Raw genomic sequence first — 14,143 nt, forward strand, 5'->3', positions numbered from 1 at the left:
ACAGGACGGTTCGCAAAAGACTTAGGAGCAACCGCGGGAGTGTAGTCGGATGCCCCTGGCTTCTTCGTAGTGGTCTCATATTTGCGTTCCACACTTTTATCGACATCAAGTCCATCTCCGCCATAGGAAACGTTAGCGGCATATGCGCTAGTTCCGGTGAAGAACAGGAGAAGAGCGGCAGCGAGTGTAGTAGCAGCATTGGTCTTCTTGTGTCTGCTAGCGATCGGCACCGTAGAACCCCCTAACCTTCCAGCCGTTATCTTTGCGCTCTAGGACGAGCATTCCGTTGTCAGCTGAGCCGGCCGAGGTTGATTCGACAGGTTTAGTTTTCCCCGGCCTATAGAAGGAGCGCTTGTCTTCGTGGACAGTGAATGTCACGTAGAAGTTTCCGTCGTCTAGTTCCTCATTTGGTGCTTTGATGTCCTCGTAACGTAACTGTCCGCCAACAATCCAAGCCTTGTCTTGCTTCATAAGTGAGAAAGCTTTGTCAATGTCTTTGCAGTATTCACACTTGCGCGATGTGATATCCCAGAACTCTTTGCGGAAGGAGCCGACTTCCCAGGCATAGTTGAGCTCTTTCAGCCAATGCTCAACGAAAGCGATCTGTCCTGCTTTGCTTTCTTCTTTCGCTACCTCAGGCAAGGGGCCGGGGACCGGCACGTTCTGTGCTGGGCGTTTCGGGGTGGCCGGTTTATATGGGCCCTTCGGTGACGGGCTCGCGGAAGGTTTCGAATTCCCAGAGCCCTTGCCACTACCGGAAGTGCCTTTACCCCTCGCTTCTTTGTCTTCCGCTTCGTTGCCACCTGGGCTAGTTGACGTTGATTCTGCAACTGAAGTAGCCGCTTCGCCGGGCTTCGCATCGTCATTGGTGCCGCAGGCAGCCAGACCGGAAGCGAGGCTGAGCGCTAAGACTGTGGCGATAGCGTTGCGTTTTAGGTTTGTCATGATGGCGCCCCTTAGGCATGTGTTTCTGTTTGAGATCTAAGGTAGCCAAGCGCATCTAAAAGCACCATAGAAGAACAAAATGAAATTTTTCTTTCACACTTCAGTTGCAGCCGGATTAGTCCAACTTCCGCATGAACGCGGGGAGGGCGAGTAGTGAAGAACGGTTCGAGCCCTGGGAATCTCTGTCCGGTACTCCGGACAGGATCAGGCGTGACTGCTAACCGGGAACAGAATCCAAAATGAAAAGACTGATGTAGACCAACACTCGGTAGCGATAGGAGGGGGACGCGGGTTAGCTCAGGTCGAGTCCTTCAACCAACAAGCACACCACCAGCCGGTACCTCCGCAACAACACCACACCGAGGAATGAACGCTCATACCGAGCGATACCCCGCCGGCTCTCGCTTCGCCCACGCTCTGCTCGTCACCGGATTAACCTGCGAACTGGAATAGGCTGCACGCGTTACTCCTCAGACAAACGAGACGGGCAACCAGGGACAACATCAGCTCCACCCTTCCCTCATCGTTGCCGTTCCGGCTTTAGTGCGCCCAGAAGTCAAGGTCAATTTCATCCCAACATAGCAACAAGAATATAGAACGGTAGCTCTCGCAGGCTCTGCGAATTACCTATACCTTCAGTGAGCGATTCAAAGAAGGCGCCCCAAGGCTCTAGGTCCTTTAACGGTTCTGAGAGCCAGCACGAGTTAGGTCCCAAGCAGTCCAGACCCCAGGCAGTGAAAGCGTCTTCTACTCGCTGAGCGTTCAGATCTACTCCGCCTTAAGGACGGGCATGGCTCGGCCAGTTCTGTTGCTGTCGGTGCAGCTCTGCCAGTAAGTAGCAGCAGCTAAGGACATGTCCTGGGGTTGGTCAGCTTAGTCGCTGGTGGAGACCCTTGCATATCGGATTTTGGTGGCATTCACGGTGTTGACCTTATCGAAAAGGCACCCTCACGTTTCAGTGGAGAAGGTGCCTTCACGGTGGAGCTTCCTGGTACATGGCTCATGGGCATGTCGGTGGTTCATTATTCGCGTAGCGCAAACGAGCGTCGCATCAGAATCATCATTATAAAACCGCTAAATAGGATTGGAGTGGATAGTACGAGAAACATCTTCTCTAGTCCTATGCGCTCTAAACCAAAACCAGCCAAAGCTGCTCCCAGAGGAACAAGCGCGAGCGACGCAAACCAATCTATACTTAGCATTCTAGGCAATAATGCCCGAGGGATACTCTTTTGCATGAATGTCGACCAGTATATATTGCCAATAGTTAGAAATATACTTGACATAATAAATGTAACCGCAAATGCAGTTGCACTTTTGTTAAATAATAAGATTATTACCGACGAGGACCCAATAGACCAGCATAGAATCATGCATAGGACGTAATTTTTAGGTAGGCGTGCATTGCCGACAATCACACTTGTTGCTAGCGAAGCTACAGCGCCAATAGCCAATGCAGATCCATAAACCATAGATCCACCCTGATAGCCATCTGCCCAGGTTGTATTTACTACAGGCTTCGCTCCCATCTGCAGCATCACCGCGACGCTGACCCACACGAGAAGCAGCGTAAACGAAGGCCATTTCCTAAGAAATCTTAAGGCGCTTGACCAGGATGGCCCCTGGCTATCTTCATCCCTAGTATTAAGTGTCGGAATATTTATCCTTCTAATGCTTACTGCCGCAAGAAGGAGCGACATGCTAGCAATCGCGTAAGAGATAGTGCCCATATCTAGAGCTATCAGAATGCCACCAGCTACTGGACCTGCCATACCTTGCCCAACGCGCTGACTAAATGACTCGACAGAATTAGCTCTATGTAAGTTGCTTTCATCTACTAAATCTGGCGTCAACGAATCACTTATAGGCCCATATATTGCAGTAGACACGCCAAATATAAATAAGCATAACGCTAATAAGACAATATTATTCTGGACGCTATTCAATAGGAATACTGGCAGCAAAGATAGTGCACCTAATATATAAGATAGAGAAATTATCTTTATCTTCGAGAACCTATCCGCCAAGGTGCCCCCTGGGAGAAGCGCGCATAGCACTCCTATGGTTTGCGCCGCTAACCCTATGCCCACGTCGGCGGGTCTGCCGGTGGTTCGGAGGATAAGGAATGGCGTAGTCACTACCAGGAGACCTTCTGCAAAAATCCCCAGCGTAAAGCTGTAGAAGAAAATTCTGTAAAGCCTATTTCTTAGAACCTCAAGCATATTCTCAGGTGCTAACTGTCAAATTTCTACGGAGAGCCACCCGAGTCTCCCTTCCGTCGGGACCATCTGTCAGAATTTTCAGCAGTTCCAAACTTACTGAAAGTAAGGGTTGCTATGGGACACCGCACATTCGTAACGCCCGATTCACCTTTGGTCCGGAATCGCTGAAGAACAGAGTCGTCTATATGACTCCAATCCGCGTCGTTCTCCGCGCCTCCATAATGCAGTGATCAAGTAAGCAGCTTAGCTTCAGCCGAAGTAGTAGGCATGGCTTTCATTCCAGTGGGGACTTCTCCATATAGATAGGCCCTGAAAGTACTGCCCCGACAAGCACCAGCGTTGCTTGAGAAGAACTATACACAAGAATGCAAAGTGGCTCAGGGGAATTGTTCGACTCGTTTGTGGTTCCCAGGGTGGCGGTTTTGTGGCTTCTGAATGACAGTGAGTCGTATTTGGTCGACGCCGCGCTCCAGCCTCTCCAGGGCTAGCTGAATCTTCCCTGGGACCAACTTTACTTTCCTGTTTAGCTACCTCGGGCAAGGTTCCCGGGACAGACGGGTTCTAGGCCGGGCGTTTCGGCAGGCTTAGCATTGTCATTGGTTCCACAAGCCGCTAGCCCGGAGGTAAGGGCCAAGGCTGGTACTCGGCGATAGCGCTACGTTTTTCATGTGTCATGATTGCGCCCTTTGGAATGATTCCCTGATCGGATTCCAAGCCAGCCAAGCGCTTCCGAAGCACTAGGCGTGACCGCTAGCCGGGGACCGAATCCAAAACCAACTAGGCTGATACAAGCCAGCTCACAGCATCGCTAACGGGGGGCAGAACACCCGGCCTGCACCGCATCGTAGGCAGGAGCCTAGGCCGGTAAGGCAGCAGACAAAAAGAAACCCCCACGCGAAGTGGGGGTTTCGAACGTGGCTCCGACCGGCGTCGATCCGGTGACCTTTCGATTTTCAGTCGAACGCTCTACCAACTGAGCTACAGAGCCGAACGGCCATCTTGCGATGGCCGTTCAGATACTTCTTTCGAAGATCTTGCGACCCTGACGGGACTTGAACCCGCGACCTCCGCCGTGACAGGGCGGCGCGCTAACCAACTGCGCTACAGGGCCGTGAAGCGAATACGCTCACAAGGTCAAAACTCTATCAGGACTTATCCTGCAGTCCAAATCCAAAGTTTTGAACGTACCCCCAACGGGATTCGAACCCGTGCCGCCGCCGTGAAAGGGCGGTGTCCTAGGCCGCTAGACGATGGGGGCCTAGTGCGTTGTGCACCGAGATACCAGTGTAGTGCATAAACGCCACGTAGACTAATCGAGCACAAGATTTAGCCTAGAACCGCGGAAATCCGGGGTTTAATCGGCCAGCCAGCCTTCGTTGCTTATGGTGGAAACATGGCTTTCCGTGTCACCAACGAAGCTTTCGAGTACGCCGCGCACTCCGTCTACGAGCAGCTCCCGGAGGAGTTGACGCGCGCGATGAACAACATCCAGATCTTCATCGAAGACACCCCCGAACCGGAACTGAGTGAGGATCCCCACGGCCTCACCTTCGGTTACTACGACGGCACCCCGCTCACCGAACGCGGCGAAAACGAAATAGGGCAACTCCCGGACCGCATCGTCCTATTCAAGAACACGTTCGAAGAGACATGCTCAAACTGGACGGACATCGTCCGGGAACTCCACATCACGTTCGTTCACGAGATCGGACACCACCTCGGGTTCGGCGAAGACGAACTCCACGAACTCGGGTGGGGCTAAAGCCCCAGCAACACAGGCGGCCCCGCCCGCTTAAACATCCCTCATTAAAACCTTCGGCATCGTGTGTGCTGTTATTCCACGATCGAAATAGCAGCACACACGATGCCGAAGATGAAAAAGGAAGTAGCGGATTATGTAGATTCAGCGGCGCGGGCTCGGAATCGCGTCCTCATTCTCGGAAACGAAATCATAGTAATCACGCGCCTTCAACGCAGCGCCAGCCACCGCATCGACATAAACATCACAGCGGCGATGGAACTGAAGAGCCGACGCCGGGACCATCGCAGCCACAGGCCCCTCAACCATGCCCGCAACCGCAACAGCCTTAGCCGCACCCGTCGCGATCATGAGCACGCGGTCCGCGTCCATAACAGTGCCGATACCCTGCGTGATGCAGTGGACCGGTACCGCGTCAATATCGTTATCGAAGAACCGGGAATTATCCTGTCGCGTCTGCGGATGCAACGTCTTGACACGAGTACGCGAACCCAGCGCCGAACCCGGCTCATTGAAACCAATATGGCCGTTGCTGCCAATGCCGACAATCTGAAGGTCAGCGAAACCACGCTTAGCCATCTCGGCCTCGTAATTATCGGCCTCAGCGCGCGGATCTTCAGCCATACCGTTCGGCACAAAAACCTGCTCTGGCCGCAAACCCCACTGATCAATCACGTACTTCTTCAAAACAGCGTGATACGACTCCGGGTGGGTCGGCTCTAGCCCGATGTACTCGTCCAAAGCGAAACACGTGATCTTCGAAACATCCAACCCGTGGTCGCGAATATGTTCCGCGACGTAGTTGTAAATACCGATCGGCGAAGAGCCGGTGGCCAAACCCAGAACCAAATCTGGCTTACGGCGGATGGCGTAAACAACGGCTGCGCCAGCCTTTTTCTCAGCGTCTGTTCTTGTCTTAGAGATGATCACGTCCATACGTCTACTCTAAGCGCCCACTGCACCACCGTTGCACACATTCCTTTTCGTTACTCGAAGGAACTCCCCAGATTGCACCCGCCCCTCCCCTATCTAAACCTTCGGCATCAACAGTGCTGCTATTGGCCACGCTGCCGCGTGATCCGCGGCGGAGAAGCACCAGCCTCGCAACGAGGTTACGGAAACGTTACGGCGGCAACACGGGCACGAAAGTCACCCACCCGCTGCCTCGACGAATAACAGCAATTACGTTGCCAAAGATGAAAACATGGGGCGGATGTTACTCGTGTGACTCATGTGAATAGTGGGGATTATGTTCTTAGTGTTGCCAACGTGATGGAAGTTTCGTAAAGTGTCTTGGAGACCTTTGCTGAATTGTGATTTTCCTGTGACAAACGAGCTTCACTATTCAGTCCATTTAGAGCTTTCCCGGACAAAAGGACTTCTTACATGGCACAGCGATTCCGCCTTGCCGCAGCGGTCACCGCCGTAGCGATCACCGCAACCACCTTCGTCGGCACCGCATCCGCGTTCCCTGGCGCCCCCACCACAAAGCCTGTGCAAAAACAGCGCGCCAGCGTACCGTCCGCGCACGAAGTCAAAACCGCAAAACTCAACCCCACTGCCGCCAAGGACATGCGGCACACCCTCGAGACGCAACTGACACAGACGTCGCTGAATCTCAACACCGCCCAGGCCAACGCACAACTCGCCTGGGACGCTCTCAGCGCCGCACAGCAACGCGCAGTACGCAAGAGCGAAGAAGCCGCTGAGGCCAAGCGCGAACTCGAAGCCGCACGCGAAGCCGAACAGCGTGCAGGTAAAGACCTCGGCCGCATCGCCTCTGAGACCTACCGCAACGGCGGCCTCAACGTAGACCCAGGGGAGCTGCTGGCCGCAGAGAACCCGCAGGAGATCCTGAACCGCTCCGACGTGCTACGTCACCTCTCCGACGCCCGCGCCCGCGACCTCGCTACCGCCCGCAACGCGACCGAGCTAGCCAAGCAATGGGACGCCTACGCGCAAGCCACCGCTCGCGCCGCCGAGAAGGCGCTCGGCGAACAGACCGAAGCCGAAACGAAGGCGCAGAAGGTCGCAGCGGAAACCCGCGTCACCGTCCTAGAAACCACCGCGGACCAGAACGAACTACTTGACCGCCTCGCAGACCTCAACGGGACCTCGCGTGCGAAAGAAGCCAAAGCGTTCCAGAAGCGGGAAGACGAACGCCTCCAGCGCGAATTCGAAGCCGCCCAGGCAACACAGCGTGAAGAAGAAGCTCGCGCCCAAGCCGAAGCCGCCCGCGCTGAAGCTGAACGCGAGGCCGCTGAACAGGCAAACACCACCGTTGACGGCATCGAACGCCCCGCCAGCGTCCGGGACACCGGCGATACTGGCACCCAAGCCGCCGATGCCGGCGCTAGCGATGATGGCGCTGCCTCCGATGCTGACAGTGACGGTACAGAAGAAGCCGCTACCCCGTCGGAATCTGAAGCTCCTGCCGGGCCAAGCGATGAAGAACTAGCAGAATCCCAACGCAAGGCCGAAGAAGAAGCCGCCCGCGCCGCTGCCGAACGCGAAGCTGCCGAACAGGCCGAGAAGCAACGCCAGGCAGAAGAGAAGCGTAAGCAGCTTGAAGCTGAGCAAGCCGAAGCCGCCAAGAAGGCTGAAGAGGCCCGCAAGGCGCAGGAAGAAGCCCAGCGCAAGGCTGAAGAAGCGAAGAAGGCAGAGCATGAACGCCTCGAGCGTGAAGCCGCTGAGCGTGAGGCTGCCGCGAAGAAGGCCGAAGAGGCCCGCAAGGCCGCTGAACAGAAGGCCAAGCAAGAAGCAGCTCGTGCCGAAGCTGACCGGAAGGCTGCAGAAAAGCGCGCAGCCGAGCAGCGTGCCGCAGCCAAAAAAGCTGAAGAAGCCCGCAAGGCCGCCGCAAAGCAAGCTGCCGCAAAGAAAGCCAAGGAACAAGCCGCCAAGAAGGCAGCTCAGCAGCGAGCAGCCCAGCAGAAAGCTGCGGCCAAGAAGGCTGCCGCTCAGAAGGCACAAGCCAAGAAAGCCGCTACGAAGAAGAAGCAAGCTGCGCGTGCAGGCGCCGGTAAGCAGGCCGCCCTCAACTGGGCACTCAACATCGCAGGCTCGCAGGGATACGGCTACGTGTTCGGGGCGAACGGCCCACGCTACTTCGACTGCTCGTCCTTCGTGCAGAACGCATTCCGCCAGTCCGGGATCTCCACCCAGCGCGTAGCGAGCGCACAGTTCACCGGGGCGCCGCAGCAAGTCAGCCTCAAGAACCTGCAGGTCGGAGACCTCGTGTTCTCCTCCAACAACGGCGCACCGTCCGGCATCTACCACGTAGCGATCTACGTCGGCAACGGACAAGTAGTCCACGCACGCAACCCGCGCGCCGGCATCGGCGTAACCCCAATCAGCTACGTCAACAACATCTACCCGCTAGCGGCCCGCTACTAAGCCCCGCTAACTCACCTTTGGCATCGTGAGTGCTGAAATCATTTCAGCACTCACGATGCCAAAGGTTTTAAAAAGCAGCGGGGCCTGGTCACGCCATCAGCATGACCAGGCCCCGCTACTGTTATAGAAGACCGCTACAGAACCGCGGCTTCAGAAGCCACGCAACCGCCCGCGAACGCGCGGCTACTTCTTTTCGCCTTCGGCTTCTTCCTGCGGCATCGGGCCGAATTCGCCACGGTTCTCGATACGCTCATCCTTACGCGCAGGAACCACAAGAACCGGGCACTTCGCATGGTTCAAAACCGACTGCGATGTGGAACCCAACAGCATGCCCGCGAAACCGCCACGACCACGCGTACCCGTAATCAGCAAGCGTGCCCGCTTCGATTCCTCAATCAAAACCTGCGCAGGCACACCCTCAACAACAGCAGTCGAAACACGCAAACCATCAAAGTGGTGACGCAACCAATCAGCCGCTGCAGAAAGCTGCGTGTTCATCTCGCGGACCACCGACTGCTGGTCCATCGCAGATGCCGCCCACATCTGGGTGCCCGAAAGCGGCGGCAAAGCCCACACAACCTTCAACTCACACCCGCGAGCCACAGCCTCCTGAGCCGCATCCAACATCGCCAAGCGAGCCGCCGTCGAACCATCGACACCAACCACCACCGTGTCCGATGCCTCCTTACGAGCCAACGAACCCTTCGGAACCACAACGGTCGCGCAATGCGCGTGCGGTGGAACAGCCGAAGCAACCGAACCCAAAATACGGCCAAAGAAACCGCCACGGCCGCGGGCGCCCATCACAACCATCTCAGCGTGCTGCGAATACTCCAGCAAAGTGCCCGCCGCGTCGCCCGTCTCAACATACGCACGCACACGGTCAGCCGGAGCGAATGGGATCTCCGGGTTCTCACGACGGCGCCGATCCAGATCCGCAAGCGCCTCACGCAAAACCGTCTCCGCGCCGGAACGCAACGTCTCATCATCCAAAGCCGAATAGCCGGCATCCATCGCGGTAGCAACGAACGTTGGGATCGTGTAGGACATCACGGCCTCAACAGGCAGATCACGACGCCCACCTTCAGCCGCCGCCCACGCAAGGGCCTCCAGCGACTGCTCGGAACCATCGACACCCACCACTACAGCTCCAGCGCCAGGCGTGTTTTTCTTCTGCGCCTCCTCACGGTTGCGGCTGTCCTCCTGCTTCCGGGCCTCCAGACGGATCGCAGCCAAATCCAAGGCCGACGTATCAACGTTCGGTTCACCGGTGTTCGGGGTTGGGGTGTTCTCTGGGGTATCGGTCATGGTGAAACTCCTACAGATTCATTGCGCTTTGCACGCTTTACCTCCACCGTACAGGCCAAATGCACCTCACGGGGAGAATCCATTGAATAAAAATCCGAGATTAATAACAGCACTCACGATGCTAAAGATTAAGTTGGGGCGGGTGCTGTGAGGGATGCGCGCGATGCTGGTCACGGCTTACGCGCGATGCTGTTAAAGACTTGCTGTTAACGACACAGTGCCGGGGAACAACTGATGCTCCCCGACACTGACGATGCGCTGGCCACTATATCCGCGGCCGCCGGCAACTGCCACCTAAAGTCCGCGGCCGGCGACAACGGCGCCGGCAACAGCGAGGCAGATGAAGCACGTCAGCCTCACTGCGGCACAGGCCTAGACGCCTTATATTCCGATGGCTTTATACTTCGTCCATGCGCTTCGGGGCATGCCAGAGGTCCGCGCCGCGGCCCTGATCCAAGCTGTCGAAGCCGCCGTCCACGTAAATGATCTGGCCGGCCATCGAACGGTTACCTTCAGATACGAGGAACGCGAGCACTTCAGCAACCGCTTCCGGCTTGACAGCACCGTTCAGCGGAGCCGGCATGACGCCCAGCACAGCCTTGCGGCCTTCCTCGGTTGCCAGAAGGTCCTTGGTCATCGGGGTTTCCACAACACCTGGGCCTACCGCGTTGATTGCAATGCCTTTGCCGGCATATTCTTCGGTCGGTGCGACCTTACGGACCCAGGTCGCGATGGCACGCTTCGATGCCGAATAGTTTGCGTAACCGATCTCCTGGCTCTTCTCAGCGAGCGCAGCGCCGTACTCGACGGCTTCTTCACGCTTGCCCTCCAGCAGCAGGTTCACAAGGTTGGTATCAGTTGGCTGGAGGGAAGCAGCCGACGCGGTAACAGCTACGCGTGGGTTCTCCGACTTCTCAAGCAGAGGCTTGAGCGATTCAATCGTGTCAATAGCCCCAAAGAAGTTCACTTTGACGTCGAGCGGAGTCTGCGATGCGGTACCTGCGTTGGCGACAATCGCATCAATATGGCCGTGTTCCTCGCTGATCTTGTCGACCATGGCCTGCAGCGACTCTGCGTTGCTTAGGTCAACTTCGAGGTCAGCACCCTTCAAATCGACACCGATCACGGTTTCGCCACGCTGTTTCAGAAGATCCGCAGTGGCTTTACCGATCCCAGACCCAGCACCTGTTACGACAATAACTCGAGCCATTGAACTCCACCCTTTTCTTGCGATTCGTGGATTGATGTAACGCTTTAATGATACCAGCCGGGTATAGAGAATATAGAGAAAACAAAGTGACGAAATAGCGTCCATCAGGCCACGAGTCTGTAGCAGGTCATGTACCGCAATGCAAGCCATAAAGAAGCCTATGGCACCGCGCCTGCTCAGCGAAGATCTCACTCCCCAAGGAGCCGAAATATACACAGACAAATCATTGAAGAAATCACTACATAATCAACACTAAATTGAATAATGAGCGAGACTAATTCCATTCACCTGAGTGGCCCTGCATCCATACCAAGCCCGCCCCGCATCGGACGCAACCAACCCAAAGGAACCACCAACACCACGCAAACCCGCGACATCAAGCCCCACACGCGCCCGCGCAAACAGTAGAATTCACAACATGTCATCAGCACGCACCAATCAAGCCACCAGTGGGCTCAGCACATACTTCAAGCTCACCGAACGGGGCTCAACACTCGGCCGCGAAATCCGCGGCGGTTTCGCAACATTCTTCGCGATGAGCTACATCGTCGTCCTCAACCCGCTCATCCTCCAAGGCGCCGACACCAACGGCTACGAACTCGGCATCGCCCGAGTCGCAGCCGCAACCGCATTCGTAGGCGGCCTCCTCTCAATCGTCATGGGCCTCTGGGCGAAACAACCCTTCGCCCTCGCAACAGGCCTCGGCGTCAACGCGCTCGTAGCCGTCACCGTCGCAACCAACCCCGGACTCTCATGGCAAGCAATGATGGGCCTGGTCGTCATCGCCGGTACCATCATGTTCATCCTCGTCCTCACAGGGTTCCGAACAGCGGTCTTCAACGCCGTCCCCGCAGGGCTTAAAACCGCCATCGTGGTAGGTATCGGCGCCTTCATCACGCTGATCGGCCTCGTCAACGCAGGCTTCGTACGCGCCGGCCCAGGCACCGTCGTAACGCTTGGCATCAACGGCCGACTCGTCGGCTGGCCAACCCTCGTCTTCCTCTTCGGGCTGTTCCTCACCATCGCCCTCATGGTCCGCAAAGTCCGCGGCGCCATCCTCATCGGCATCATCGCCTCCGCGATCCTCGCGAACATCCTGCAAGCAACCCTCAAAATCGGCGCCGGCGGCGAAGACAACCCAACAGGGTGGGCGCTCGTCGTCCCAGGCCAGAACTTCACGTGGCAGCTACCTGACCTCTCCCTCATCGGCCAAGCAAACGTCGTAGAAGCGTTCACCCCATCGTCCATCGGCGCGGTCGCCGCGATCCTGCTGGTGTTCGTGATCCTGCTCTCCATCTTCTTCGACGCGATGGGCACCATGGTCGGCCTCGCGACCGCCGCCGGCACCATCGACAAAGACGGGCACATCGAGAACGTGGACCGCGTGCTGCTCGTCGACGCGGCAGGCGCCGTCGCCGGTGGTGGCGCGGGTGTTTCCTCCAACCAGATCTTCGTCGAATCCTCCGCCGGTATTGCTGAAGGTGCGCGCACAGGTATCGCGGCCATCGTCACCGGTGTGCTGTTCCTGTTCGCGATGTTCCTGACCCCGCTCGTGCAATTCGTGCCATTCGAAGCCGTAGCTCCGGCCCTCGTGACCGTCGGGTTCCTCATGATGAGCCAAGTAACCAACATCGACTGGGACGACATCGGCATCGCACTACCAGCGTTCCTCACGATCCTGATGATGCCGTTCACCTACTCCATCGCAGACGGCATCGGCGCAGGCTTCATCGCTTACGTGTTCGTGCGCCTCGTCCAAGGCCGCATCAAAGACATCCACCCACTCATGTGGGTCGTCGCCGGGTTCTTCCTCGTGTTCTTCGGCATGGGGCTGGTAGACGGCTGGACGGGCGCCTCCGCCTAACCAAACCCAACCTTCGGCACAAAAATTGTAGAAATAATACCGACGGGCCCGGGGCTGGCTAGGCCCGGCTGGTTTGGCCGGCAGGGACTTGGCCGGGCACGGGCGAGACCGGTCAGGGACGATGCCGGTCAGGAAGTTAGCCTGAATAAGTGGGCGGGGCTGTTGCAGCCAGTGTGAACTGGTCGCAACGGCCCCGCTTTCGCGTTGCCGTACGGTGGCGACCTCGATCTTGCACTGCTATGAGCTGGCTTACACCTGTGTTGATGGCCTTGTTTTGTGTTTGTGGCTAGCGGTGACGCTCGATGGTTTCCGGGATACCGGACAGAAGGTTGGGTGCGAACTCGATTTCTGAAGATTCAATTGCCCTGTGTTTATGCGGGACTTTGAGGAATCTGCTCGCATCCGAAACGTGAAAGATAAATTTCATTTCGTTTGTCTATGGTGCTTTTTGATGCGCTTCGCTACCTTAGGTTCTAAACAGAAACACATGCCTAAGGGGCGACACCATGACAGATCTAAAACGCAGCGCTATCGCCGCAGCCCTGACGTTCACGCTTGTTTCCGGTCTGGCTGCCTGCGACACCAATGACGATGCGAAGCCCGCCGAAGCTGCTACTTCAGTCTCGCCGTCTGCAAGGCCGAGTGATAAGGAAGCCAAGAATAAGAACACGTCCGAAAGCGACACGGACAAGAGCCCCGCGAAATCTAAACCTTCCGCGAGTCCGTCGCCGAAGGGCCCCTATAAGCCAGCAACCCCGAAACGCCCAGCACAGAACGTGCCTGTCCCTGGACCACTACCGGAGGTAGCGAAGGAAGAAAGCAAAGCTGGGCAAGTCGCGTTCATCGAGCACTGGTTCAAAGAATTCAACTACGGACTGGAAACCAACAAGCTACGGCTCGAGTTCTGGGAAATGACCAATAAATCTTGCATCTACTGCAAGATGGTTCAAAGGGTCAGGAAAATGATGGAGAAAGACGGGTCCTGGAACATCGGCGGAGACTTGATACCAAAGAAGGTTCGCCCAAACCTGAAAGAACTCGACAACGGCATCTACGAAGTCCACCTATCCATTAGTGAGAAGCCACGTAAACGGTACTTTCCTGGAAGCCCCAAGCCAGTCGAGCAATTTCCCGGAGGAACGATGCACGATGCTTTCCTAGAACTACGCAGAATCGACGGGCAATGGCGTCTGGAAGGGATCTATCGGAATGCGAAATAGACGGAATATCGCCTTGTTTTGCGTCCTCCCGCTACTACTAGCGCCAGGATATGCCTCTGCCACGCCTAATGTGGGCTTCGACCAAGACTCACATTCTGTCGAGTCCACATTAATGACTCGCGAAATGCAAAGAAAAGTAACCAAAACGTCCTCGGATTCCAAGGCGGGGGCGCCCTCTCATGCGCCGGCGGCTGCTCCTAAGTCTTTTGCGAACCGTCCTGT

The 14,143-nt window shown here is 56.5% G+C and carries 10 protein-coding genes and 3 tRNA genes; 4 read left to right on the forward strand and 9 right to left on the reverse strand.

The window, feature by feature from the left end; translation table 11 throughout:
- Positions 1-216 precede the first annotated feature (216 nt).
- The 5 genes from HMPREF3175_RS06705 to HMPREF3175_RS06720 all read right to left on the reverse strand — a co-directional run bounded on the left by HMPREF3175_RS06705 (position 217) and on the right by HMPREF3175_RS06720 (position 4,425).
- Positions 217-945: a DUF6318 family protein gene (locus HMPREF3175_RS06705; RefSeq protein ID WP_070491410.1), complete on the reverse strand. Its 729-nt coding sequence runs from the start codon at positions 943-945 to the stop codon at positions 217-219.
- A gap of 1,022 nt (positions 946-1,967) precedes the next feature.
- Positions 1,968-3,167, reverse strand: a complete 1,200-nt coding sequence (locus HMPREF3175_RS09985) for an MFS transporter (RefSeq protein ID WP_083289474.1) — start codon at positions 3,165-3,167, stop codon at positions 1,968-1,970.
- Positions 3,168-4,082: 915 nt separating this feature from the next.
- Positions 4,083-4,155: transfer RNA gene (locus tag HMPREF3175_RS06710), tRNA-Phe, on the reverse strand.
- Between the two features lie 49 nt (positions 4,156-4,204).
- A tRNA-Asp gene (locus HMPREF3175_RS06715) sits at positions 4,205-4,278 on the reverse strand.
- Between the two features lie 74 nt (positions 4,279-4,352).
- A tRNA-Glu gene (locus HMPREF3175_RS06720) sits at positions 4,353-4,425 on the reverse strand.
- A 135-nt stretch (positions 4,426-4,560) separates the two neighbouring features.
- Between HMPREF3175_RS06720 and HMPREF3175_RS06725 the strand changes: the two genes are divergently transcribed.
- Positions 4,561-4,929 (forward strand): metallopeptidase family protein, encoded by a 369-nt coding sequence (locus HMPREF3175_RS06725; RefSeq protein ID WP_070491412.1) that lies wholly within the window; start codon positions 4,561-4,563, stop codon positions 4,927-4,929.
- Positions 4,930-5,070: 141 nt separating this feature from the next.
- Here the strand turns inward: HMPREF3175_RS06725 and nagB are convergent, their stop codons facing one another.
- On the reverse strand, positions 5,071-5,862 hold the full coding sequence (gene nagB, locus HMPREF3175_RS06730; RefSeq protein WP_070491414.1) for a glucosamine-6-phosphate deaminase: 792 nt from the start codon (positions 5,860-5,862) through the stop codon (positions 5,071-5,073).
- Positions 5,863-6,312: 450 nt separating this feature from the next.
- Here nagB and HMPREF3175_RS06735 point away from each other — a divergent pair, with 450 nt between their 5' ends.
- The gene (locus tag HMPREF3175_RS06735; protein ID WP_070491416.1) at positions 6,313-8,319 is read left to right on the forward strand and encodes a C40 family peptidase; all 2,007 of its coding nucleotides are present in this window, start codon (positions 6,313-6,315) and stop codon (positions 8,317-8,319) included.
- 183 nt (positions 8,320-8,502) lie between these two features.
- On the opposite strand, the gene HMPREF3175_RS06740 is transcribed toward HMPREF3175_RS06735, so the two are convergent.
- Both HMPREF3175_RS06740 and HMPREF3175_RS06745 read right to left on the reverse strand, forming a co-directional pair.
- Positions 8,503-9,627, reverse strand: coding sequence for a universal stress protein (locus tag HMPREF3175_RS06740; RefSeq protein ID WP_083289475.1), 1,125 nt, complete (start codon positions 9,625-9,627; stop codon positions 8,503-8,505).
- Between the two features lie 397 nt (positions 9,628-10,024).
- On the reverse strand, positions 10,025-10,837 hold the full coding sequence (locus HMPREF3175_RS06745) for an SDR family oxidoreductase (protein ID WP_035754399.1): 813 nt from the start codon (positions 10,835-10,837) through the stop codon (positions 10,025-10,027).
- A gap of 418 nt (positions 10,838-11,255) precedes the next feature.
- On the opposite strand from HMPREF3175_RS06745, the gene HMPREF3175_RS06750 reads away from it, so the two are divergent.
- Positions 11,256-12,701 carry an NCS2 family permease gene (locus HMPREF3175_RS06750; RefSeq protein ID WP_070491418.1) on the forward strand — a complete coding sequence of 482 codons (1,446 nt, stop codon included), beginning with the start codon at positions 11,256-11,258 and terminating at the stop codon, positions 12,699-12,701.
- 286 nt (positions 12,702-12,987) lie between these two features.
- Here HMPREF3175_RS06750 and HMPREF3175_RS10315 read toward each other — a convergent pair whose 3' ends face one another.
- Complete coding sequence (locus HMPREF3175_RS10315) at positions 12,988-13,128, reverse strand: hypothetical protein (RefSeq protein WP_156961750.1); 141 nt, start codon at positions 13,126-13,128, stop codon at positions 12,988-12,990.
- 79 nt (positions 13,129-13,207) lie between these two features.
- On the opposite strand from HMPREF3175_RS10315, the gene HMPREF3175_RS06755 reads away from it, so the two are divergent.
- Positions 13,208-13,921: a DUF6318 family protein gene (locus HMPREF3175_RS06755; RefSeq protein WP_070491419.1), complete on the forward strand. Its 714-nt coding sequence runs from the start codon at positions 13,208-13,210 to the stop codon at positions 13,919-13,921.
- The last annotated feature ends 222 nt before the right edge of the window (positions 13,922-14,143 follow it).

The sequence above is a fragment of the Arthrobacter sp. HMSC08H08 genome, from assembly GCF_001807575.1.
In the GTDB taxonomy this organism is placed as follows: domain Bacteria; phylum Actinomycetota; class Actinomycetes; order Actinomycetales; family Micrococcaceae; genus Pseudoglutamicibacter; species Pseudoglutamicibacter albus.